Source organism: Xylanivirga thermophila (genome assembly GCF_004138105.1).
Classification (GTDB): Bacteria; Bacillota; Clostridia; order Caldicoprobacterales; family Xylanivirgaceae; genus Xylanivirga; species Xylanivirga thermophila.
Genome location: NZ_RXHQ01000008.1, coordinates 39,404 through 63,356, shown reverse-complemented (window position 1 = coordinate 63,356; position 23,953 = coordinate 39,404). Strand labels below are relative to the sequence as shown.

At 35.4% G+C, this 23,953-nt stretch carries 17 protein-coding genes; 12 read left to right on the top strand and 5 right to left on the bottom strand.

All coding sequences use genetic code 11. The features are described from left to right. Positions 1 to 169: 169 nt before the first annotated feature. From EJN67_RS06030 to EJN67_RS05990, 9 genes are all read left to right on the top strand, one after another. On the top strand, positions 170 to 1,267 hold the full coding sequence (locus tag EJN67_RS06030; protein WP_129723447.1) for a GntR family transcriptional regulator: 1,098 nt from the start codon (positions 170 to 172) through the stop codon (positions 1,265 to 1,267). Between the two features lie 77 nt (positions 1,268 to 1,344). Then, positions 1,345 to 1,713: a hypothetical protein gene (locus tag EJN67_RS06025; RefSeq protein WP_129723446.1), complete on the top strand. Its 369-nt coding sequence runs from the start codon at positions 1,345 to 1,347 to the stop codon at positions 1,711 to 1,713. Between the two features lie 105 nt (positions 1,714 to 1,818). After that, complete coding sequence (locus tag EJN67_RS06020) at positions 1,819 to 3,666, top strand: helix-turn-helix transcriptional regulator (RefSeq protein WP_165000766.1); 1,848 nt, start codon at positions 1,819 to 1,821, stop codon at positions 3,664 to 3,666. Between the two features lie 178 nt (positions 3,667 to 3,844). Continuing rightward, the gene (locus EJN67_RS06015; RefSeq protein ID WP_129723444.1) at positions 3,845 to 5,515 is read left to right on the top strand and encodes an extracellular solute-binding protein; all 1,671 of its coding nucleotides are present in this window, start codon (positions 3,845 to 3,847) and stop codon (positions 5,513 to 5,515) included. Positions 5,516 to 5,620: 105 nt separating this feature from the next. Next, positions 5,621 to 6,541, top strand: a complete 921-nt coding sequence (locus EJN67_RS06010) for an ABC transporter permease (RefSeq protein WP_129723443.1) — start codon at positions 5,621 to 5,623, stop codon at positions 6,539 to 6,541. Positions 6,542 to 6,556: 15 nt separating this feature from the next. Continuing rightward, the gene (locus EJN67_RS06005; RefSeq protein WP_129723442.1) at positions 6,557 to 7,441 is read left to right on the top strand and encodes a carbohydrate ABC transporter permease; all 885 of its coding nucleotides are present in this window, start codon (positions 6,557 to 6,559) and stop codon (positions 7,439 to 7,441) included. Between the two features lie 98 nt (positions 7,442 to 7,539). Continuing rightward, positions 7,540 to 9,261 (top strand): alpha-1,3-galactosidase-related protein, encoded by a 1,722-nt coding sequence (locus tag EJN67_RS06000; protein ID WP_129723441.1) that lies wholly within the window; start codon positions 7,540 to 7,542, stop codon positions 9,259 to 9,261. A 13-nt stretch (positions 9,262 to 9,274) separates the two neighbouring features. Beyond that, the gene (locus tag EJN67_RS05995; protein WP_129723440.1) at positions 9,275 to 11,584 is read left to right on the top strand and encodes a glycoside hydrolase family 95 protein; all 2,310 of its coding nucleotides are present in this window, start codon (positions 9,275 to 9,277) and stop codon (positions 11,582 to 11,584) included. A gap of 151 nt (positions 11,585 to 11,735) precedes the next feature. Beyond that, on the top strand, positions 11,736 to 13,229 hold the full coding sequence (locus tag EJN67_RS05990; protein ID WP_279387720.1) for a sulfatase-like hydrolase/transferase: 1,494 nt from the start codon (positions 11,736 to 11,738) through the stop codon (positions 13,227 to 13,229). A gap of 3 nt (positions 13,230 to 13,232) precedes the next feature. Here EJN67_RS05990 and EJN67_RS05985 read toward each other — a convergent pair whose 3' ends face one another. Genes EJN67_RS05985 through EJN67_RS05975 form a run of 3 tightly spaced genes read right to left on the bottom strand, consistent with a single transcriptional unit; the run spans position 13,233 to position 17,304 of the window. Then, positions 13,233 to 15,053 carry an ABC transporter ATP-binding protein gene (locus EJN67_RS05985; RefSeq protein WP_129723439.1) on the bottom strand — a complete coding sequence of 607 codons (1,821 nt, stop codon included), beginning with the start codon at positions 15,051 to 15,053 and terminating at the stop codon, positions 13,233 to 13,235. A gap of 43 nt (positions 15,054 to 15,096) precedes the next feature. Beyond that, entirely contained in the window at positions 15,097 to 16,866 is a 1,770-nt protein-coding gene (locus tag EJN67_RS05980; RefSeq protein WP_129723438.1) for an ABC transporter ATP-binding protein, read from the bottom strand. Between the two features lie 12 nt (positions 16,867 to 16,878). Beyond that, positions 16,879 to 17,304 (bottom strand): MarR family winged helix-turn-helix transcriptional regulator, encoded by a 426-nt coding sequence (locus EJN67_RS05975; RefSeq protein ID WP_129723437.1) that lies wholly within the window; start codon positions 17,302 to 17,304, stop codon positions 16,879 to 16,881. 145 nt (positions 17,305 to 17,449) lie between these two features. Here EJN67_RS05975 and EJN67_RS05970 point away from each other — a divergent pair, with 145 nt between their 5' ends. Next, positions 17,450 to 18,286, top strand: a complete 837-nt coding sequence (locus EJN67_RS05970) for a DegV family protein (protein WP_129723436.1) — start codon at positions 17,450 to 17,452, stop codon at positions 18,284 to 18,286. Positions 18,287 to 18,348: 62 nt separating this feature from the next. On the opposite strand, the gene EJN67_RS05965 is transcribed toward EJN67_RS05970, so the two are convergent. Continuing rightward, positions 18,349 to 18,546 carry a cold-shock protein gene (locus EJN67_RS05965; protein WP_129723435.1) on the bottom strand — a complete coding sequence of 66 codons (198 nt, stop codon included), beginning with the start codon at positions 18,544 to 18,546 and terminating at the stop codon, positions 18,349 to 18,351. A 183-nt stretch (positions 18,547 to 18,729) separates the two neighbouring features. Between EJN67_RS05965 and glpK the strand changes: the two genes are divergently transcribed. Next, positions 18,730 to 20,235: a glycerol kinase GlpK gene (glpK, locus tag EJN67_RS05960; RefSeq protein ID WP_129723434.1), complete on the top strand. Its 1,506-nt coding sequence runs from the start codon at positions 18,730 to 18,732 to the stop codon at positions 20,233 to 20,235. A gap of 57 nt (positions 20,236 to 20,292) precedes the next feature. Here glpK and EJN67_RS05955 read toward each other — a convergent pair whose 3' ends face one another. Then, positions 20,293 to 20,490: a cold-shock protein gene (locus tag EJN67_RS05955; RefSeq protein WP_129723433.1), complete on the bottom strand. Its 198-nt coding sequence runs from the start codon at positions 20,488 to 20,490 to the stop codon at positions 20,293 to 20,295. Between the two features lie 171 nt (positions 20,491 to 20,661). Here EJN67_RS05955 and pglX point away from each other — a divergent pair, with 171 nt between their 5' ends. Next, positions 20,662 to 23,922, top strand: coding sequence for a BREX-1 system adenine-specific DNA-methyltransferase PglX (pglX, locus tag EJN67_RS05950; RefSeq protein WP_129723432.1), 3,261 nt, complete (start codon positions 20,662 to 20,664; stop codon positions 23,920 to 23,922). Positions 23,923 to 23,953: the final 31 nt, after the last annotated feature.

The following is a 23,953-nucleotide window of genomic DNA, read 5'->3' as shown; positions in this document are numbered from 1 at the left end:
GCGAAATTTTTAATTTCGCCCCTTCTATCATTTATAGTACACTATTTATCTTCAAATTATGAATTAAAGTAAATGGTAAAAATAGTTTGACATTGATAATAGTATGTGCTACCTTAATAATAAGGTATAATCATTATTATACATAAAATTTTAATGGGAGAATGAAAAAATGTCTAAAAGTAAACCCCTATATTCTCAAATAGTAGATGACATAAAGGCTCAAATTTTAAGTGGACAGTTAGTACCGGGAGATCAGCTGTCTACAGAATTTGAATTGGCCCAAAAATATGGTGTAAGCCGTATAACATCTCAGAGGGCACTGGTGGAATTAGAGAGGGCAGGATTTATTTATAGGAAACAGGGCAAGGGTAGTTTTGTATTGCCTTTGGAAAACAAAGTAGTTCAAGGTATTTCCCATAAGGTTATATCCATGATTTTGCCTTCGGATGGTGCAGCAGGTAGGCGTATTGATTATATAAGAGGGGCTAATGATTGCTTAAAAGATAAAGGGTACTACCTTAATATATATACTACGAACAACGATATTGCCCAAGAAAGAAGAGCATTATTGGAACTACCCAGAAATGGAATAAGCGGTATAATCCATTACCCAATAGCAAGGGCAAATTTTGATGTTCTGTATGATCTATATTTACACAGCTATCCAATAGTGTTAATTGATAAATACTTCCAATCATTACCTGCATGCTCAGTGGTGTCGGATAATTTTGATGGAGGGTATAAGGCAACATCCTGTCTTATAGAGATGGGGCATAAGCGTATTGCATATTTGACCAACCTTTATATAGAGGATATAAGTACTGTGAGGGAGCGTTTTTTTGGTTATTGCAAAGCCTTAAAGGATCATGGTCTACCTATAAATAACGATATAATTCATTTTGCACTGGATTATAATGGTGATGCATTTGCGCCACAGACGATAGAACTTTTGAAAAGTTTAATAGTTAAAAATGTGACTGCTATATTTGCGGAGCATGATTATTTAGCTATGGCTATATATAGGGAATTGGGGAATATGGATATAAAGATACCTGAAGATATATCGTTGATAGGGTTTGACAATGTAGAGATATTGGAGAGTCTTGATATTCCATTAGCTACTGTGGACCAAAACTTTTACGAGATAGGAAGGACAGCAGCCGGTAGGGTAGTAGATATGATAGAACAATGTTCATATGAATCATCTCAGACTGTGATCCCTGTAGAAGTTATAACTAGGAATAGTATTGGGCCTGCTAAATTTTGAATTCAAACTATTTTATGATGATAATATATAATAGAAAATATTTTATTCTGATGTAAATTTATTTTTGGAGGGTTTAGATGAGGCCCGGTAAATTTTTTAGGAAACGAAGCATAGTTTTCTCTTTTTTAATTTCTTATATTTGTATTTTAATTATACCTATATTAATTGGTGGAATAATCTATTTTAAATCACTGGATATTGTAAAGAATGAAATAACTCAATCAAATACGGCTATGCTACGTCAGGTACAACAAACCATAGATAGTCGATTAATTGATGTAAACAACCTATTGCTTATGATTAGTTTAGATAATCGCGTATTGAGTACGATGAATGTAAGGAATAAATTGGATGCAATGAATCGATATACTATGAAGCAAATTATAGATGATTTGCATTCATATACTGTAGCCAACAGTTTTATAAATAACTTATATATTTTTTAAAAAAATACGGACTTAGTAATAACTCCCAATGTGTCGTTTGACTCGAAATATGCATTTGAACGATTTAATTATAGTTCTATGACGTATGATTATTGGTATACCTTGATGACAGAAAAATCTCCAAAACATGTATTTAAATTTTTGAAAAACGATAGATATAGAAAAAGTATAGCTTTTGTAAAAACTATTCCCATGCAATATAAAGCCGATCCTTTAGCTTCCGTAGTTATTGAATTGGATGATAAGGCTTTTAATAGTGCTATAAAGAATATTGAACGGGTTAGCCAGGGAGCAGTATTAATTATTGATAATGAAGATCAAATATTGTTTTCTACAGAAAAGATAGAACTGCCTGAATATGCCAAATACAAGGAATTATCAAATGCAAAAGAAACAATGCATGGTAAAATAGGGGATCAAGATGTGGTCATTTCACATATCAGGTCTAATGTTTGTGATTGGGAATACATTTCAATTATTCCTGTAAATATATATATGCAAAAAGCTAATTTTATAAATGGATTAGCTATTTTATGCCTGTCTATTTGTCTTACGCTAGGAATAATGCTGACTATATTCTTTTCTAAAAAAAATTATGATCCTATAGACGGACTTGTTAAAGCTTTAAGCAAAGAGGCCAGCTTATCTACAAATAGGGATATGAATGAGGTTAAATTTATACAGGATTTTATCGACAAGACCCTGGATGAAAAGAAAAAGTTGCAGAATAGATTGGAACAGCAAAGGCAGATGCTTAAAGATAACTTTCTTAAAAGGTTAATTAAGGGACAGGTTAATATAAATATACCTATTATAGATGCGTGTGAATCCTATGATATATATTTTTATAGCAACGATTTTGCTATTATGATATTTAATATCGAAGATATTGAAGAAAGTTTTTTTGATGATGACACAGGGACTAAAGATCAGGATCTTGCAATAGTCAACTTTATAATAAAGAATGTAATAGAGGAACTGATAGGGCAAAAAAATGTAGGTTATCTAGTTGAGATGGACAAGTTTCTTGTTTGCCTAGTGAATTTTAAACATGGGGTATCCCAAAATAGCGGGAAAGGGGAGCTGATCGATGTAGCTGCATATGCTATGTCGTTTATCAAAGAAAAGTTTGGAATTGTTTTTTCTGTAGCTGTTAGTGATATATATAAAACTGCTATGGGTATATCAAAAGCATATCAGCAGGCAATCGAGGTTGTTGAATACAGAAATTTAATGGGTGGAGAATTGATTACCTATTATGATGATATTAAGGAGTTGAGAGATGACACTGTAGGGATTGACAATTTCAATAATGCTCAAGAACAGTTTTCCAATTGTATAAAGGTTACGGATTATAATTTAGCCCAATCTACTTTAAATGATATTATACAGGACTATTTTGTCCAGTCATCGGTTTGTGCGTATTTAGCAAAATGTAGGATGTTTGCGCTGACCAGTACATTTATCAATGCTGTAGGAGAAGCAGGCAATATATATAATGAGAATTTACTGTGTAAATTTGATGTGTTGGAAAAACTCTCTAGCTGCCAAAATATAAAGGATTTACAATATATGATGGATGGTATTTTGGATGATATAGATAAATATGCACTAGAAAAGCAGGAAGGACTATATGTTGATCAAATTGAAACTATTAAGCAGATTATAAAGGATAGATATTTTGACCCGGATCTGAGCGTGTCATCATTGGCACAGGAAATGGGTATGAGCACTTCTTATCTATCTAAATTTTTTAGGGAAAGTACAGGTACGGGTTTATTGGATTATATTCATAAAACAAGGCTGGATAATGCAAAGGAATTACTGAAAAACCAAGATTTGACCATAAAAACCATAGCTAGGAACGTTGGTTACATAAATAGTGATTCATTTATACGTGTATTTAAGAGATATGAAGGTGTTACACCTGGAAAATATAGAGAAATACTATAGAAGTTAAAAAATACGGATATAAAAAAATTTGCCGATCCCTCTTATGCCCATTGTTATCGCACATTGAACAATTATCACTACGTATAAAAAAATACCGATTTACAATATTTAAATCATATATTAAACTAAAAATCACAAACGAAGCGCGCTTCCCTAAAAAATAAAGAGGGGGATTTCCATGAAAAAAAATAAAAAAAGACTTCTTTGCTTAGCTTTAGCGATTGTCATGCTCCTTGGTGTTTTTTCAGGCTGTACAAAGAAAGACACAAATAATGATGGTGAAGTAAGCAGTGACGAACAAACGGATATAAAGGATAAGACGGATAGTAAAGATGATAATAGCGAAGCAAGTGATGATGCTTTGAAGCTTCCTATAGTTGACAAACCTCTAAAACTATCACTTTATTCTTCATTACATCCCACTGAGGCTAAATACGTAAATAATTTAGATGAAAATGAGGCAATTAAAAAAGTTCAGGAGATAACTGGTATAGATATAGAATTTATACACCCGCCTGTGGGGCAGGAAGAAGAACAATTCAATATAATGGTTGCTTCCGGCGAATTGCCTGATATAGTAAAGGGCTTTTTTGACTCATACTATAAAGGTGGCGTCGAGGCAGCCATGAATGACGGATTGTTAATCAATGTAAATGATCTTGTAGAACAGCATGCACCTAATTTTAAAAAGGATGTACTGTCAAACGAACTATATAATAAGCTAGTAAAGGCCGATGATGGTACAATAATTAGATTTGGGGCTACAGTAATACCTACTTTAGATGGTGAAAAAGGCAGGGCCTATGTAGGACCTGTTCTTAGAAAAGATCTACTGGATGAATTGGGGCTGGAAGTTCCAGAGACCATAGATGAATGGTATAAGGTACTTACTGCCTTCAAAGAGAGCGGAAAAGTAAAGATCCCTCTGGCTTGGGCACATAAGGACTGGGACACAATAGTGCATGCCGGCAATTTTATAGGAGCCTATGGAGTAAATAATAGTTTTTATAGAGAGGGCGAAACGGTGAAATATGGTCCAATAGAGTCTGGATATAAGGATTTCTTGCTTACATTTAACAAATGGTATAATGAAGGACTTCTTGATCCCGACTTTGCTACACATGGATATTGGGATAACCTAACGCCTATGTTGATGGCAGGGGATGTGGGGTCTGCATGTATACACCTGTGGGAATACAGAACATATTATGAAACTGTAATACAAAAGGAAAATCCAAAGGCTGAATTGGTAGTGGCACCATATACTGTTTTAAATAAAGGGGACAAATTTAATTTTGCTGATAGTTATCATGGGCTTAGTGGAGGTTTATACATTACAACATCATGTAAACATCCTGTAGAGGCTACAAAACTCATTGATTTTTCATATACCCCGGAAGCAACCAGAATGATGAATTGGGGTATCGAAGGTGTCACCTATGATATGGTAGACGGTAAGCCGCAGAGGACCAAAGAAATGGAAGAAAATCATATGGAAATGACATATAAGTATACTTCATTTGTTTTTAGAGGGTTTGTATACTGGGATCAAAACGACTCTCAATATCCATATGATCTTCAGCACCAAGCATGGGATGTTTGGAGTGATTCTACAATAAAGGGAGTGCTGCCTCAGGGTATGATCAAGACAGAAGAGGAGAGCACAAAATTCGGGTCTGTAATGACCGAGATAGAATCATATGTGGATGAGATGTTTTTGAAGTTTATCATGGGCCTTGAACCTATCGATAAATTTGATGAATATGTTGCACAGGTTAAGTCAATGGGCATAGATGATGCTATAAAGATACAGCAGGATTCCTTAGATAGGTACAACGCAAGGAAGTAGCAATTTCTATATTGCCGGTCTAGGTTGGAATGGTTATACATCCTGTCTGGATCGGCAATATAATATTATGCCTCTAGGCTATTTAGAAGGGAGAGGTGTTTTGTAATGCATAAAGAGTCATTTAGAGAGAGAGCAGCCAAGGATTTTAAAAGGAATAAGTATATATATCTAATATTGCTGCCAGTAATAGCATTTTATATTATTTTTCATTATATACCTATGTATGGGGCAGTCATTGCATTTAAAGATTTTAAGCCTGGATTAGGAATAATAGGTAGCCCATGGGCGGGCATTAAATATTTTAAAGAATTTTTGGGTAGTTATTATTTTTGGAGACTTGTTAAAAATACATTTGCAATAAGTTTTTATAATTTGATCTTTGGTTTTCCGGCGCCTATAATTTTTGCGCTTTTAATAAACGAGATTGCAAATAGTACCTTTAAAAAGACGGTGCAGACTGTAACATACCTGCCACATTTTATATCGACAGTTATTATTTGTGGATTGATTATAGATTTTACAGGATCTGATGGTATAATAAACGATTTAATAGTCTCATTAGGAGGTGAAAGGTCTAATCTATTAACAAGACCGGAATTGTTTCGTACTATCTATATATCGAGTGAGATATGGACAAATTTAGGGTGGGGAAGCATAATTTATCTGGCAGCCCTTACAAATATAGACCCGTCATTATATGAAGCAGCTATTATTGATGGAGCAAATAGATGGAAACAAACCATTCATATTACCATCCCAGGTATAGCTCCTACCATAATGATTTTATTGATTCTACAGATAGGCAGTATGATGAGTGTAGGTTGGGAAAAGATAATCTTGCTATATAATCCCCTTACCTATGAGACTGCAGATGTAATTTCGTCTTTTGTCTATAGGAGGGGTTTGATAAACTTTGACTATAGCTATAGTGCCGCAGTCGGTTTGTTTAATTCTATTGTAAATTTTGTACTTTTGATATCGGCAAATACTATAAGTAAAAAAGTCAATGACATGAGTCTATGGTAAAAGGAAGTGATTTTAATGAGTAGTATAAAGAGGACCAAAGGTGAAAGGGTATTTGGTGTTATCAACGTCATTATAATGACAATTATAATGATAGTTACAGTGTATCCATTATTGCATGTAGTTTTTGCATCTATAAGCGATCCAAGTCGTTTAATAAAGCATCAGGGGGCATTATTGGCACCTTTGGGTTTTTCGAATCAGGCATATAAGATGGTTTTTCAAAATCCGAATATTTTTATAGGATATAAAAATACTCTGTTTTATGTGTTAGTAGGAACGACCATAAATCTTTTTATGACATCTTTAGGGGCATATGGGCTTTCAAGAAAAAATTTATTATGGGGAAAACCTATAATGTTTTTAGTGGTATTTACCATGTTTTTTGGAGGCGGGCTTATACCATTCTTTTTAACGGTAAAGAATCTAGGCATGCTAAATACTCGTTGGGCAATTGTTATCCCTAGTGCTATAAGTACATGGAATTTAATAGTTATGAGAACATCCTTTATGGGAATACCTGATAGTTTGGAAGAATCGGCCAGAATTGATGGAGCTAATGACATAGTAATATTATTTAAAATAATACTTCCTCTATCCCTTCCGGTTTTGGCAGTTATGGCTTTGTTTTATGGTGTAGGTCACTGGAATGGTTGGTTTGATGCGGTAATTTTCTTAAGAAATCGGGCCTTATATCCTCTTCAAGTATTCTTAAGGGAGATACTTATAATAAATGCCGATAAAAATACCATGAGTATAAATAGACCTTTAGAGGATGAACTTATCAAAAAGCAGCTGAAGTATTGTACTATAATTGTAGCAACGGCTCCCATACTTTGTATATATCCATTTTTACAGAAATATTTTGTAAAGGGAGTAATGGTAGGAGCTATAAAGGGCTAAAGTTTTTTTGATGGTAGTGCATTGCTGCCTTTGGGGATTTATAATATACTATATTTATATAGAATGTATTTAATTGCTTTTATGGAGGTGTTTTTATAGTGCACTATGTAGATATAAAAGATTTTGACATAGATGTTGGTTCTAAAGCTGATGCTACCCTGGCAGTAATTAATGCTATAGAAAAATGCAGGGAGTATAAAAATGTTACACTTATTTTTCCTAAAGGGACATATCATTTTTGGCCAGACAAAGCATTTGAAGGCACGTATTTTATATCCAACCATGATGATGATGGATTAAAGAGAGTAGCATTTCCTGTTATAAACTTTGATGATATTACTATTGATGGGCAAGGTTCGGATTTTATATTTCATGGTATAATGATACCTTTTGTTATAGAGCATTCATCTAAAGTTATCATCAAAAATATGAGTATAGATTGGGAGAAACCATTTTATTCTCAAGGTACTATATTGGATGTAAGTTCAGAATGTATAGAGCTAGGTATGTCTAATGAATCTTCATATAAGATACAAGATGGTCAAATATTTTTTATTGGTGAAGGATGGAGCTATAGTCCATGGGGTTTTATGGAGTTTGATGCCCATACCAAAGGACCGGCCTATGGAAGTTGGGATGATCCATTGGGTACATCTGTTGGTGATATAAAATTTGAGCAGGGTGAAGGAAATAGAATAAGGCTAAGGGGTAATTTTAAGAGATTGCCGGAGGTTGGCAATAAGCTTTTGATAAGATGTGCAAATCGAAATGGTGCCGGTATATTTATAAAGGATAGTAGAGATATTTTACTAGAGCAGATTGATATTCATTATGTAAACGGAATGGGGATAATAGCTCAAAAGAGCCAGGATATAAGTCTAAATAGGGCAAATGTAAGGATAAGACCTGGAAGTGACAGGATATTTACTGCATTTGCTGATGCTACCCATTTTGTAAATTGTAAAGGTGTAATTAATATATCGGATTGCCTATTTGAGAATCAGGCAGATGATGCCACAAATGTTCATGGCATATATACTGCGGTTGAAGATATACTATCTTCAAATTCTATACTAGCTAAACTTATGCATTATCAACATAAGGGAGTAGATATATGCGATGTTGGTGATCAAATAGCATTTGTGAATAATGATACGCTACTTACTTATGGACATGGTAGGGTTTCTGATGTAAAGCGTATAAATAGGGATTATTTTATTATTACTTTTGAAGATGACTTGCCAGATGGTATACAAGAAGATCATGTAATAGAGAATATCACATGGATGCCGGAATTGATAATAAAAAATTGTACTGCAAGGTGCAATAGGGCTCGAGGTTTTCTTATAACCACACCTAAAAAGGTGCTCATAGAAAATAATAGTTTTAGCATACCAGGCAGTGCCATAAAGATCTCCGGAGATGCCAACAGTTGGTTTGAATCAGGCAGTGTAGGAGACATTACCATAAGAAAAAATAAGTTTATGGATTGTAACTATGTGTATGGCCCCTGGGGGAGGGCTGTAATAGATATAGATCCCGAGATTAGAAAGTTTGATGAAGGGAGATGTTATCATAGTAATATAAGTATAGAGGATAATTTGTTCAGTACTTTTAGTACTGCACTTGTATGGGGATATTCGGTTAAAGGATTTAAGTTTACTGGTAACACCATAGAGCCTACTGATACTTATCCACAAAATGAAAATAATCAATATGCGCTAGATATAAAATATTGCAAGGATGTATATATAGATAAAAATATATGTAGCAGATCTGAGCAGGTAAGGGTGAATAATAAAATCAGCAAGATGGATTAGTGGGGAGGATCAAATGCAAAATCTAAGGTTATGGTATCAAAAACCAGCAAATGATTGGAATGAGGCTTTACCTGTAGGCAATGGGCGGTTAGGTGGCATGATATTTGGTGGAATACAGGAAGAACGTATACAGCTAAATGAAATTAGCATGTTTTCAGGTTATCCTGAGGAATCCGATAATCCAGAGATGCTGAAGCATTTGGATGAGGTGCGTAGCCTACTTTTTGAAGGAAGGTATAAAGAAGCACAACTGCTCTCTGAAAAGTATATGGTGTGTAAGGGAGGTGGAACCAATCTAGGAAATGCTGCCGATGCACCATATGGATCTTATCAGACATTAGGGGATTTATACATCCATTTTGATCATGAACAGGATGATGCCCACGATTATATAAGGGAACTTGATATAGATAGTGCTATAGCCAAAGTAGGCTATGAGATGGGAAATACAAAATTTCATAGAGAGATGTTTAGTAGTGCCAAAGCCCAAGTAATGGTTTTAAATATTACCTGTAGCATTTCAAGTAATATATCCCTAACTGCCTCCATATGCAGGGAGCGGGAGGCTAATGCATATGTACTTGGAAATGATTATATGGTAATGAAGGGGCAATTAGCCTGTGATAAGGGTATAAAATTCGAGACCCATATGAAGGTACTAGCAAAGAATGGAGCAATGCTTAATATAGAAGATGCTATAAAGGTGGCGGGAGCTGATGAGGTAACCATAATAATAGCTGCTGCTACTGATTATCTGGATAAAGATCCTGAAAAGGTATGTAGAGAGCGTATAGATAGGGCTATACAAAAAGGCTATGGGGAGCTACTTAAAGAGCATATTTTAGATTATAGGAGTTTGTTTGATAGAGTTAAAATAAATCTAGGTGCGGATCAGGTAGAAGATCTGCCAACCGATGTTAGGCTGCAACGGTTAAGAAATGGCGGTCAGGATAAGGGACTAGTGGGGCTATATTTCCAATATGGCCGGTATCTTTTAATATCTAGCTCCCGCCCAGGTGGCTTGCCTGCCAATTTACAAGGTATATGGTGCGGAGAGATAAGTCCTGCATGGAATTGTGATTATCACTTAAATATAAATCTTCAGATGAATTACTGGCCGGCAGAATTAACTAATTTATCTGAATGCCATGAACCCCTATTTCCATTTATAAAATCTTTGGTGGAGCCTGGAGAGCGGACAGCTAGCATATGCTATGGTGCGGAAGGATGGGTAGTGCATACCGCTACAAATATATGGGGTTTTACATCGCCCTGTGAGCATCCAAGCTGGGGTTGCTTTTCAGCTGCTGGAGCATGGCTGTGCCAGCATCTTTGGGAGCATTATGCATATGATTTAGATGAAGATTTTTTAAAAAGGGCCTATCCAATAATGAAGGGAAGCGCAGAGTTTTATCTAAGTTTTTTGATAGAGCATCCTGAGACCGGATATCTGGTGACGGCACCATCAAATTCACCGGAGAATGCTTTTGTTACAGAGGATGGTCAGGTAGTTTCAGTATGTGCTGGTCCTACCATGGATACCGAGATAATATGGGATCTGTTTACAAACTGTATTGAGGCCTCCAAGATACTTAGGATAGATGAGGGGTTTAGGCAAAGGTTGATAGATGCTATAAAAAAGCTACCGCCTTTAAAGATTGGCAAGCATGGACAGATACAAGAGTGGTTGGAGGATTTTGATGAAGCAGAGCCTGGTCATAGACATATGTCTCATCTATTTGCTCTATACCCAGGAAGGCAGATTACATGGCATGAAACTCCTGAACTTATGGGGGCTGCAAAGGAGGTAATAGAACGTCGCCTAAAATATGGTGGTGGTCATACTGGGTGGAGCAGGGCATGGATGATAAACTTTTTTGCAAGATTAAGGGATGGGGATAATGCATATGATCATTTTCTTGAGCTTCTTAAAAAATCCACCCTACCCAATTTGTTTGATACTCATCCACCGTTTCAGATAGATGGTAACTTTGGTGCTACAGCGGCAATCGGAGAAATGCTACTTCAGAGTCATGAGGGCTTTATAAACTTTTTACCTGCGCTTCCGAATGAGTGGCAAGATGGGAGCATAGAAGGGTTAAGGGCAAGGGGTGGATTTGAAGTAGATATAAGGTGGTCCGGCGGTAGTTTACAAAAGGCTCGTGTAACTTCCATCAAAGGGGAAAGATGTGTAATATATGCACCTATACCAATTAGGGTGGAATATGGAGGAGAGGATATAGACATAAAGGTTTTAGAAAAAAACGTTGTGGAATTTAATACCTGTCCTCAGGGTGTATATGATATATATCCATATAACTAGATTCATTATATAAGGGTTTATAAACAATATGGTTAGCTTCTAAGATTGATACTATTGTGCTAAAGAGTGATAACATTATCACTAGAGTAAGTTTTTTCAATTTGATATTATATATATAGAAGTTTTTATTATCAAAAAGAGGTGGAACACTGTGGGGAAGAGACAAGTGGTTTTTATTATGACCGATTCACAAGGCACTAATTTGGTGGGATGCTATGGCAATAGGGATATAAAAACACCTAATATTGATAAATTGGCAGATGAGGGGATGCGGTTTAACAGGGCTTATACGGTGCAGCCAGTATGTGGTCCGGCCCGTTCTGCATTATTTACTGGTACATATCCCCATTCAAATGGCAGCTGGTCAAATTGTATGCCATTGGGGGCAAACGTTAAGACTATAGGGCAGCGTTTAAGTGATAATGGTATTCATACTGCATATATAGGCAAGTGGCACTTAGATGGGGGCGACTACTTTGGACTAGGCAGATGCCCTGATGGATGGGATAAGGATTACTGGTATGATATGCGATGTTATCTAGAGGAACTTTCATCTGAGGACAGGAAATGGTCTAGAACTCCTGCCATAATGGAGAAAAGAGAAGTAGAAGAGGACTTTACCTTTGGCCATAGATGTTCAAACAGGGCTATAGATTTTATGTCAAAATACAATGAAGAGGATTTTTTCTTGGTGGTATCATATGATGAGCCTCACGGTCCATTTGTATGCCCAGCACCATTCTCATCCATGTACAAGGGTTACGAGTATCCCAAACACAAAAATATATGGGATGATCTTCGTGACAAGCCCGAGCATCAGAGGGTATGGGCGGGAGGCAGCTTGGATGGAGACAAGGATAAACTAAAGATACAACCAGCCTATTATCTAGGGTGTAATTCATATATAGATTATGAGATAGGCAGGGTTTTAGATGCTGTAGAGAAATATGCCCCCGATGCTTTGATTATATATACATCAGATCATGGGGATATGCTATTTTCCCATTCTTTAAATGGTAAGGGGCCAGTTATGTATGACGAGATAACTAATATTCCTCTTATAGTAAAATGGCGAGGAATGGTAGAAGAGGGCTGTGTATGTGAGTATCCTGTGTCCCATATAAATTTGGTACCGACTATAATGGAAACTATGAAGTTGCCCAAATCCAAGGCATTTGAAGGCGGGAGTATACTTCCTACTCTCATGGATAAAGATGTGAGGTGTAACGATGCCATATTCATGGAGTTTGGACGATATGAAGTGGATCATGATGGATTTGGAGGTTTTCAACCTGCAAGGGCGGTATTCGATGGTCGTTATAAACTGGTTATAAATCTTTTGACCAGTGATGAGCTATATGATTTGGAGAAGGATCCAGGGGAGCTGGAGAATCTTATAGATTCTAAGGAATATGATGAGATACGCGATAGACTTCATGATAGACTCCTTGATTGGATGAATGATACCCGGGATCCATTTAGAGGGTATTATTGGGAAAGACGACCTTGGAGGAAGGATGCGAGGCCTGCTACTTGGGATTATACTGGCATGACAAGACAAAGGAAGACCGACGATGAATATGAGCCCAGGCAGTTAGATTATAGTACAGGGCTGGAGATTGAAAATTCGGTAAGGAAGAAATAAAGGCTATGAAACCAGGTAGTCTTTATATTGTAGCATGTATAGATTGTAGTATAAGCCCCTTATTTTAAGAAGTTCACTATGGTTGCCCATCTCCCGTATTCTACCTTTGTGTATGACTATTATCTTATCAGCATTTTGTATGGTAGACAGGCGATGGGCAATTGCTATTGTGGTTCGGCCTTTCATGAGATTTGCCAAGGCCTGTTGTATAAGTATCTCAGTTTCAGTATCTATATTGGAGGTGGCTTCATCCATTACCAATATCTTGGGATCTATCACCAATGCCCTGGCAAATGATAGCAATTGTCTCTGACCCATGGATAGGGTGGAGCCTTTTTCATGGACAGGGTGTTTATATTTTTGGGACAGGGTATTTATAAAATGATCTGCATTTGCATATCTTGCAGCCTCTATTACTTCCTGAGTCGTTATATCCTTGTTGAACAACCTGATATTAGTTTCAATGTCTCCTGAGAATAGGAATACATCCTGCAGGACTATGCCGATATTTTTACGAAGCTGTTTTTTATCCATATTTTTAATATTTACGCCATCGATTAATATATTGCCCCTTTGATTTTCGTAAAAACCGCATATCAGGTTTATGATGCTGGTTTTTCCGGCGCCTGTGGCACCTACAAATGCTACAGATTCGCCTGGTTCTATTTTAAATGATACATCTTTTAAAACCCACTCTTGATCTTCATAGGCAAACCATACATTCTTAAATTCTATTTCTCCCCTTAGTTTTGATACGGATATTTTATCATTCACTTCTGGTTGAGGCTCGGGTTCTTCATCTAGCAGATTGAATATTCTATTTCCTGATACTATGGCTGACTGGATAGTATTATATCCTTCCGCAAAGTACATTATGGGATGGAAAAACAGATTTATATAATTGGTAAACGCATATAAGGTACCGAATTCAAGACTATTTTGAATTATATTTTTCCCACCGTACCATATTAATATGGCAAGTGACAGTGAACGTACTATGTCCATAAGTGGTCTTAATATACCAAATAATTTTATCTGTCTGAATCGGCCATTATAATATTCTTTATTTATAGCTTCAAATTCTTTGTATTTTTTATCCTGCATATTAAATGTCTGTATGATCTTCATACCGGATATATGTTCAGACATAAATGCGTTTAATCTGCCCAATTTCGAACGTATATCTGTAAAAATCTGTCTGGCTTTTTTTCTAAAAAGGACTGTGACAAAGGCGATGATGGGTAAAAGGGATAGGCTTAAGATGGTCATATTGCTGTTTAATTTAAACATGATTATTATTATGCCTATCATCAAAAATATATTTTGGAAGAACCCCACCAATATTTCGGTATACATTTCATTTAAAGCCTCTGTGTCATTCATTACAGTAGTTACTATACGTCCAACGGGATTTTTGTCAAAGTAGGATACGGGCAGATGCTGTAGATGGCTAAAGACATCATTTCGAAGATTCATTATGATCTTCTTGCCGGTGGACTGTAGAGTGTATGTTTGTATATAGCCAAATATAAATTCGCTAGATATGAGTACAAAGAATAAAATACCTAGATTTTTTATGCCATCCTTGGCCTGGGCGGGAGAGATAGTGTTATTATATGCCTTTGTGATGTTGTCGTCGATAGCCTTTTTTATGATATAGGGTCTTGCAAGTCCAGAGGCTGATATTGCGAGTATCAGTATAATTGCTATTAAGAAATAATACCAATAAGGTTTTGCATATATCATCAATCGCTTTATAAGGTTTTTATCCTTTTTTTTTCTTGCTTTTTTAGACTCTTTCTTTGCTTCTGTATGATTACCCATATATATTATCCCTTTCTATCTATATAACGAATTTATACAATTATTATGCAGTAGTTATCTCTTCTTCGAGGAGCTGCTTTTGATACATCTCATAATATGCTCCACTTTTTTTAAGAAGTTCTTCATGGGTTCCTTGTTCTATTATTCTGCCATCGTCCAGTACTACTATCTCATCGGCATCCTTTATGGTAGATATCCTATGTGCTATTATGATAGCGGTACGGCCTTTCATAAAGGTTTTGAGGCCTTCTAATATTCTTTCTTCTGTATTTGTGTCTACTGCTGATAGGGCGTCATCTAATATAATTATAGATGGATTTTTTGCCAATGCTCTGGCTATGGATATACGTTGCTTTTGACCACCGGACAGGTTTACTCCCCTCTCTCCCAACATGGTATCAAATCCATTTGGAAATTCTATTATGTTATCATATACTTGACTAATCTTTGCAGTTTTTTCTACTGTCTCATAATTTATATTTCTAGGAGAAAAAGCAATATTATTTTTTATAGTAGTAGAAAAGAGAAAGTTATCCTGGGGAACATAGCCTATATTATCCCTAAGCGTCTTTAAAGGTATATCCATTATATCTACATCATCTATAAAAAGTTGGCCTTGCTTTTCAGGATTATAAAGTCTCAGTATAAGGTGTATAAGTGTGGATTTACCACTGCCTACTTTACCTACAATAGCCAGAGTCTTCCCTGGTTGTATGGTGAGGTTTATATTCTTTAATGCAGATTTTTCTTGACCTTGATATTTAAAGGTTAAATTTCTAAATGCTATTTTACCCTTAAGTCTTTTATTATGGTATGCACCGGCAGGGATGGAATGCGTGTCATGTATATAAGGTTTTTCACTGAATAATTCATTTATTCTGCTGGCTGAAGCTTCACCCCTTTGGATAAAGTTAATTATCATACCTATAAAGCCTATAGGGCGTATTATCATTCCAAGATAGCTATTGAAGGCTATAAAATCTCCGAGGGTTATTACATTATCTACAACTAGATTTCCTCCACATACCAATACTACCATGTATGATATTGAAGAAATGAATGAGATTAATGGACCAAATAGTCCTTGTATTCTTACCAGACCCATGTTTTTATTATAATTATCTTCGTTTATGGTATTGAAATTATCTATTTCATTTTCTTCTTGTACAAATGATTTTATTATGCGCATGCCTGAAACATTTTCCTGTACCTTTCGGGTAAGATCTGCAAAGGATTCCTGCACTGCTTTAAATCTTATATTTATTATTTTGCCGAACCTTAGCATAACATATACCATAAATGGCAAAGGTATGAAGGCTATAATGGTAAGCTTAGGGTTTATACCCTTGCTCATTATATATATGCTGGCTATAAGCATAAATACCGTATCGGATATGATCATTATACCTCGACCCATGGCCATTCTTATGGCATTCACATCGTTTATGGACAGGGCAATTATATCTCCAACCGCCTTTTTATTATAAAAGTTCATTGAAAGGTCAAGGAGATGTCGAAACATTTTATTTCTCAAAGCAAATTCATATAGATTTGCAGAGCCTATTATCTGTATTCTACTTAAATAGTTTAAAATAAAGACTAGTATGGCTATTAAGAGGGTTAGACCAGCATAAATAAGGAGTTGATGTTCAGTTATAGCCCTTTGTTGTAGCCCATCTATTGCCTTTCCTGTTATCTTGGGGACGATAAGTTGTAGTATGTTTATTAAAAATAAAAGTAGTATACCTATTATGTAGTGCCATTTACGTTCCTTTATAAATGAAAAAAATGTAGAATCTTTGAAGCTGTGCAATGTAAGCGCCTCCTACAGATTTATCTTATCATTTACAATATCTATAGATCCCATAAAATCCTGAATCTCCATATCTTCAATATTATCAAATAATGAATGTATAAAGATTTCATGTTGTGATATGGTATCTTTTCTTACTTTTTTTCCCTTGTGCGTCAGTTGTATTCTTATAGCTCGCCTATCTCGAGTATCTACATTGCGTTTTACTAGCTCTTTTTTTTCTAAAAAGTCTACAATGGCAGTTAAATTGCTACAGTCCTTAGATGTACGAATACTTAGCTCCGATAATGTAATGGATTCTTCAGGATTGATATTTTTTAATACGGTGTATTGATTCCATGCAAAACCTAGATTGGCAAGGTTCTTTCGAGATTGTTTTATTATTCTCCAGCTTAGGTGCATAAGTTTGTTGTAGCATTCCAAACTTATATCTTCCATGCAATCTACCACCTTTATATGTTATAATATTTATATACAATAATTATTATAACATATAAATATTTATTTTTCAGTAAGATCCTTGATTTACCAAAAAATAATGCTGTATAATATAAAAGAGAACTAAATGGGAAGGAGTGAATTTATGAAATATAAAATTATTGCAGATAGTTGTTGTGATCTAAATGAAAAACTAAAAAAGAGATTAAACATAGGTCTTGTTCCTTTAAATATTCATATAGGCTCAAAAAGCTATAAGGATGATGAGAAACTCGATACAAAAATGCTTTTACACCATATGGGAAATAGCACTGAATCTCCTAAAACAGCGAGTCCTTCTCCAAACAATTTTATGGAGGCATATAAAAATAGTGATAATATTTTTGTTGTTACCCTATCATCCAAACTAAGTGGCACCTATAATTCTGCTATGATGGCAAAGGAAATGCTCAAGGAGGAAATAGGAAATAAGTTTATCCATGTTTTTGACTCATTAAGTGCTTCTATAGGTGAAACGCTTGTTGGTATGAAGATCTCAGAATTAATAAACAAGGGATGCGATAATTTATCTATTATTGATAAGACTAATGCATATATAAAAGAAATGAAGACGTTATTTGTTTTAGATTCCCTTGATAATCTAGTTAAAGCCGGAAGATTGAATGCCCTTAAAGGGAAGATTGCATCTATGTTTTCCATAAAGCCCATAATGTCTGATAATGGTGAGGGAGAAATAAGCGTTCTTGAGAAGGTCAGGGGATCCAAAAAGGCATTACGTCGATTAGTTGATCTAATAGGCGAGCATGGAGAGCGTTTTGAAGAAAAGATACTTGGGATAGCACATTGTAATTGTCTGGAAAAAGCGCTGCAATTTAGGGAAGAAGTACGTAAAAAATATAAATTTAAAGATATAATAATTGTGGAGACAGCTGGAATCAGCACAGTATATGCAAATGATGGAGGACTCATTATAGCGTTTTAAAAGTAACATAAAATATAGAAAAGGCACTGATAATATATCAGTGCCTTGATTCCGGTACTAAATTAAGCAGTAACTACATTAACAGCTTGAGGTCCTTTAGCACCTTGTTCAATATCAAATTGAACCCTTTGACCTTCTTCAAGGGATTTATATCCATCCATTTGTATGGCGGAAAAATGTACGAAAACATCTCCACCTTCATCGCTTTCTATAAATCCAAATCCTTTTTGAGCATTAAACCATTTTACTGTACCAAACATTAACTATGTACCTCCTGAAATACTTTATATTAAATTTATATTTAATTATATACCATATTCGAGAAAAATGTAAGGTATATTTGAAAGTTTTATTAAAAAAAACGATAAAATTTTAAAATTTACCGTGTTTTAGGGATATAATAGAGATAAATATATTTTTTATTAAAACTAGGGGGAGTTTTTATGAGAAAAAAATATATACTTGCCTTTGATCAAGGAACCACAAGTTCTAGAGCTATAGTCTTTGATCATACGGGTAAAATAACGGGAGTTGCACAAAAGGAGTTTAGGCAGATATATCCCAAGCCCGGTTGGATAGAGCACGATCCTATGGAAATATGGGGTACTCAAAGTGGAGTGGCCAGAGAAGTGCTAGAGACAAAAGGAATACGACCTGATGAGATAGCTGCCATAGGTATAACTAATCAGCGCGAAACAGCCATTGTATGGGATAAAAACACAGGTAGGCCTATATATAATGCAATAGTATGGCAGTGCAGAAGGACAGCGGATATTTGCGATAAACTTAAGGAAGAAGGCTATGAGGATTATATTAGGGAAAGTACGGGACTTATTGTAGACGCTTATTTTTCAGGCACAAAAATTAAATGGATATTGGATAATGTAGAAGGAGCCAGAGAAAAGGCAGAAAAGGGAGAACTACTCTTTGGAACGGTGGACACATGGCTTTTATGGAATCTTACAAGGGGTAAGGTACATGCCACAGACTATTCAAATGCATCTAGAACTATGCTTTACAATATAAAAGAGCTTAAATGGGATAAAAAGATATTGGATATGCTAGATATCCCCATATCTATGTTGCCAGAGGTGAGGCCATCAAGTGAAGTATATGGAGTTACTGATCCAAGAACATTTGGTGGTGCTAAGATACCAATTGCTGGGATGGCAGGCGATCAGCAGGCGGCATTGTTTGGTCAGATATGCTACCAGCCAGGGATGGCAAAGAACACCTATGGTACGGGCTGTTTTATGCTGATGAATACTGGAGATGAGATGATCTCTTCTAAAAACGGATTATTAACAACAATAGCATGGGGAGTTGATAACAAGGTTGAATATGCTCTAGAAGGTAGTATTTTTATAGGCGGTGCAGCTGTTCAATGGCTAAGGGATGAACTAGGCTTGGTAAGGGATGCTGCTGATACGGAATATTTTGCTACTAAGGTAAGGGATTCAAATGGTGTATATCTAGTGCCTGCTTTTGTAGGCTTGGGTGCACCTTATTGGGATATGTATGCCAGGGGTATATTAGTTGGCTTGACTAGGGGAACAAATACAAATCATATTATAAGGGCTACTTTAGAGGCTATATCATATCAGGTAAGGGATGTACTTGAAGCAATGTATCAGGATTCACATATAGAGCTTAAAAGACTTAGGGTAGATGGAGGGGCATCTGCAAATAATTTTTTGATGCAGTTTCAGTCGGAGATATTAGGTGTCCCTGTAGAGAGACCCCAAATAACAGAAACTACAGCTCTAGGTGCGGCATATCTTGCAGGGTTGGCAGTAGGATTTTGGGATGATATAAATAGTATAAGGGATAATTGGACGATAGACAGGGTGTTTGAACCTCATATTTCTGAAGAAAGACGGGAAAGGCTATACTCAGGATGGAAGGAAGCGGTTGAACGTTCTAAAGGTTGGGCAAAGGTTATGGAATAATACAAATAGAAGGGCATTGGCACTCAACTGCCAATGCCCTTTGGTAAATATTTTAGTTTATGACGGGATAACGTTTGTAGCCTGAGGCCCCTTTGGACCATCTTCTATATCAAACTGAACCCTTTGTCCTTCTTCAAGAGATTTGTACCCCTCAGCATTTATGGCGGAAAAGTGTACAAACACATCTCCACCTTCATCGCTTTCGATAAAGCCAAATCCCTTTTGGGGATTAAACCACTTTACTGTACCAAACATTGTAATCATGTACCTCCTAAAAAATATCTATTTCACTATCTATTATGTTAATTCAAACCATAACTTATACCTAGGAAATGTATGGCTTTTGGAAAATATGGGGATATAGACTTAGAAAAATTGTCATGTTATAATTATTCGTGTTTAGGATGGAAAAGGCGGGGAAATAGCATGGATAAGATAGTTTTAAGGAATTTCGCCATATGGGCGAGGAGAAAATTAACAGATGATGTAAAAAAAAGAGCGTTTGAAATAGGACAGAAAAATATTTCTGCTTCAGAGATAGAAGAGATAGCATATGCCTGGTTTAAAAGGATCATAGCCATAAGGTTTATGGAGGTAAACGGGTATCTCTATTCAGATGTAAGGGGCTTATCATCGGTTGATGATGGTACGGCGTATTCAGATACAATAGATCAGGCAGAGTATTTGTTTATAAGACAGTGTAATAAACTGAATGAAATGCTTCCTTATATTTTCAAAAGGCTAGATAACTATACTACATTGTTTTTGCCTAATAATTTGTTGGAGGAAGGTTCAGTCATAAGAAAGCTGGCTATAGATATTCCTGAGGATGATTTCAAGGACCATGTAGAGGTCGTTGGTTGGTTATATCAATACTATATTTCAGATAAAAAGGATGAAGTATTTTCCGGGCTTCAGAATAATATAAAGATTATAGGTGAAAAAATTCCCCCGGCAACACAATTTTTTACTCCAGAATGGATAGTTAAATATCTGGTAGAAAATTCTTTGGGTAGGCTGTGGCTCGAGCAATTGGATGATGCTGGGGTATTTAGGGATAGATGGGAATATTATCTGGATGAAGCAAGCCAAATAGACGAGGCTAAAAATCAGTTACATAATATAAACGCTAAATTATATAAAAATTTCAATGTGAAAGATATTAAAATCATTGATCCTGCTATGGGCAGTGGCAATATACTTGTATATGCATTTGATGTGTTATTTGATATATATAAGAGTATGGGTTACCCTGAAACAGATATACCAAAGCTTATATTGGAGAACAACTTATATGGCCTGGACATAGATGATAGAGCTTTTCAGCTTACTTATTTTGCATTGATGATGAAGGCAGCGAGTAAAAACAGGGATATATTTAACGAGGATATACGTTTTAATATATGTTCAATACAGGAGAGTAATGGCATATCAGAAGGGGTGATAGATTATTTTTCGGCGGGAGATGAATCGTTAAAAAGATCTATTTTATATATTATAGATGTATTTGAGGATGCTAAAGAGTACGGTTCAATACTTAGACTGCAATATATAGATTTTGCTCCATTGGAAAAGAGATTAGATGAAATAAAACTAGATGATACACAGAATATATCTGAAAATGAATATAAAACTATAGTGCTTAATAGATTTCCATGCCTTATAAGACAGGCGCGAATTATGAGTTATAAATATCATGTTGTATGTACCAATCCACCGTATTTGGGAAGGAGAAGCATGGGAGATAAACTTAAAAGATATATTGATCATTGTTTTCCCATGTCAAAAAATGATTTATTCACGGTGTTTATAGAGAAATGTATTGAGTATGCAAAACCCGGGGGCTTTATAAGTATGATTACACAGCATTCATGGATGTTCCTATCTAGATTTACAAAAATAAGAAAAAAAATCATAGATGACTATACCATATGCTCAATGGTTCATCTAGGTTCCAGGGCATTTGATGATATAGGTGGCGAGGTGGTACAAACCACTGCATTTGTAATAAAAAAGTATAAAAACAAGCATTATAGGGGGAGGTATATAAGACTCGTTGATTATAATAGTGCAGGTAAAAAGATGAAAGAATATTTTAATGCTAAGAATAGATATGTATCGAAGATATATGATTTCATTAAAATTCCAGGTTCTCCTATAGCCTATTGGATAGGCAAAAAGTTTATTCAATGTTTTGAAAATGGATTTAGTATAGATTTAATAAGTAGTTTTACAGGTTCACAGAATATTACGGCGAATAATGATAGATATCTAAGGCTATGGTGGGAGGTGGACAGACAGAAAATAGGCAAGAACAAGGACTGGGTGCCTTATTCAAAAGGCGGAGACTTTAGAAGGCATTATGGAAATTTATTGTTTGTAGTGGATTGGCGTAGCAAGGCTCGTAATTTCTATAAAAATAACAGTACTTCAAATCTATTACCTGAGGCATATTGGTATAGGGAGGGTATTAGCTACACTGCTATTACCAATCATCCAAGTTTTAGATATCTCCCGCCAGGATGTGTGTTTGACAAAGGAGGGCCTGCTATTATAGAGCCTGAGAATATGTATTACTGCCTGGCGCTTTTTAATAGCAAGGTATTTGATTTCTATTTGTCGATAGTGAATCCTACTATGAATGTTCAGGTAAAAGATATAAGAAATTTTCCTATAATAAGGCGGGAGGACGTTCTAAAGAGAGTGGAGTATATAGAAAAAAGGAATGTAGAGATTGCTAAGGAAGATTGGGATTCTTTCGAAATATCAATGGATTTTAAGATGCATCCCATATTAATATATAAGGATGATAACGGGACTTTAGAAGATGCATTTAATAGATGGGCAGAAGTGTCGGAGAAGCGTTTTAATGAGTTAAGATCCAATGAAGAAGAATTGAACAGGCTATTTATCAGTATATATGGTTTGCATAGTGAAGTTTTCAAAGATATTGATGAAAGGGATATAACTATAAGACGGGCAGATAGGAAACGGGACATAAAATTATTAATATCATATGCGGTAGGATGCATGTTCGGCCGATATTCAATGAATAGGAGTTTTACACCGTCAATAGATAATATAATACCTGTTTTAGATGATGAATATTTTAAAGGTGACATAGTAGATAGATTTATAGAGTTCATAGAGATTGTCTTTGGTAAAGCTAATTTAGAAGAGAATCTCGATTATATAGCAAACAGTATAGGAAGAAAGGCATGTGAAGCTTCAAGACAGACTATAAGGAGGTATTTTATAAAGGAGTTTTATAAAGATCATGTAAAACTATATAGGAAGCGCCCTGTGTATTGGATGTTTCATTCAGGTAAACAGAACGGTCTTAATGTGCTTATATATATACATAAATATGATGGAGATATTATTAAAAAGATTAGAACTAATTATCTTCATGTGCTGCAGAAAATATATGAAGCGGAAATAAAAAAGCTTGATGTTATGTTGAATTCAGGCATCTCTCAGGAGAAAAAAATGAATGCTGTAAAGAAAAAGGAAAAGATTAAAAAACAGTTAGAGGAATGCATAGAGTATGATCAAGTGGCGAAATATGTAGAAGATCAAGGTGTGAAGATTGATTTAGATGACGGGATAGGAGTAAACTATAAAAAATTTCAAAGAATACAGACAAAAAGTAGTAATAATATAGTCAATTTACTAAAAGATATCTAAAATGGATTGGAATATAGTATATTATAGTACA

Bases quoted from the DNA above. Each gene is read 5' to 3' on its own strand.
- EJN67_RS06030 (WP_129723447.1), top strand. From the start codon at position 170: ATGTCTAAAAGTAAACCCCTATATTCTCAAATAGTAGATGACATAAAG.
- EJN67_RS06025 (WP_129723446.1), top strand. From the start codon at position 1,345: ATGAGGCCCGGTAAATTTTTTAGGAAACGAAGCATAGTTTTCTCTTTT.
- EJN67_RS06020 (WP_165000766.1), top strand. From the start codon at position 1,819: ATGACAGAAAAATCTCCAAAACATGTATTTAAATTTTTGAAAAACGAT.
- EJN67_RS06015 (WP_129723444.1), top strand. From the start codon at position 3,845: ATGAAAAAAAATAAAAAAAGACTTCTTTGCTTAGCTTTAGCGATTGTC.
- EJN67_RS06010 (WP_129723443.1), top strand. From the start codon at position 5,621: ATGCATAAAGAGTCATTTAGAGAGAGAGCAGCCAAGGATTTTAAAAGG.
- EJN67_RS06005 (WP_129723442.1), top strand. From the start codon at position 6,557: ATGAGTAGTATAAAGAGGACCAAAGGTGAAAGGGTATTTGGTGTTATC.
- EJN67_RS05995 (WP_129723440.1), top strand. From the start codon at position 9,275: ATGCAAAATCTAAGGTTATGGTATCAAAAACCAGCAAATGATTGGAAT.
- EJN67_RS05985 (WP_129723439.1), bottom strand. From the start codon at position 15,053: ATGGGTAATCATACAGAAGCAAAGAAAGAGTCTAAAAAAGCAAGAAAA.
- EJN67_RS05975 (WP_129723437.1), bottom strand. From the start codon at position 17,304: ATGGAAGATATAAGTTTGGAATGCTACAACAAACTTATGCACCTAAGC.
- EJN67_RS05970 (WP_129723436.1), top strand. From the start codon at position 17,450: ATGAAATATAAAATTATTGCAGATAGTTGTTGTGATCTAAATGAAAAA.
- EJN67_RS05965 (WP_129723435.1), bottom strand. From the start codon at position 18,546: ATGTTTGGTACAGTAAAATGGTTTAATGCTCAAAAAGGATTTGGATTT.
- glpK (WP_129723434.1), top strand. From the start codon at position 18,730: ATGAGAAAAAAATATATACTTGCCTTTGATCAAGGAACCACAAGTTCT.
- EJN67_RS05955 (WP_129723433.1), bottom strand. From the start codon at position 20,490: ATGTTTGGTACAGTAAAGTGGTTTAATCCCCAAAAGGGATTTGGCTTT.
- pglX (WP_129723432.1), top strand. From the start codon at position 20,662: ATGGATAAGATAGTTTTAAGGAATTTCGCCATATGGGCGAGGAGAAAA.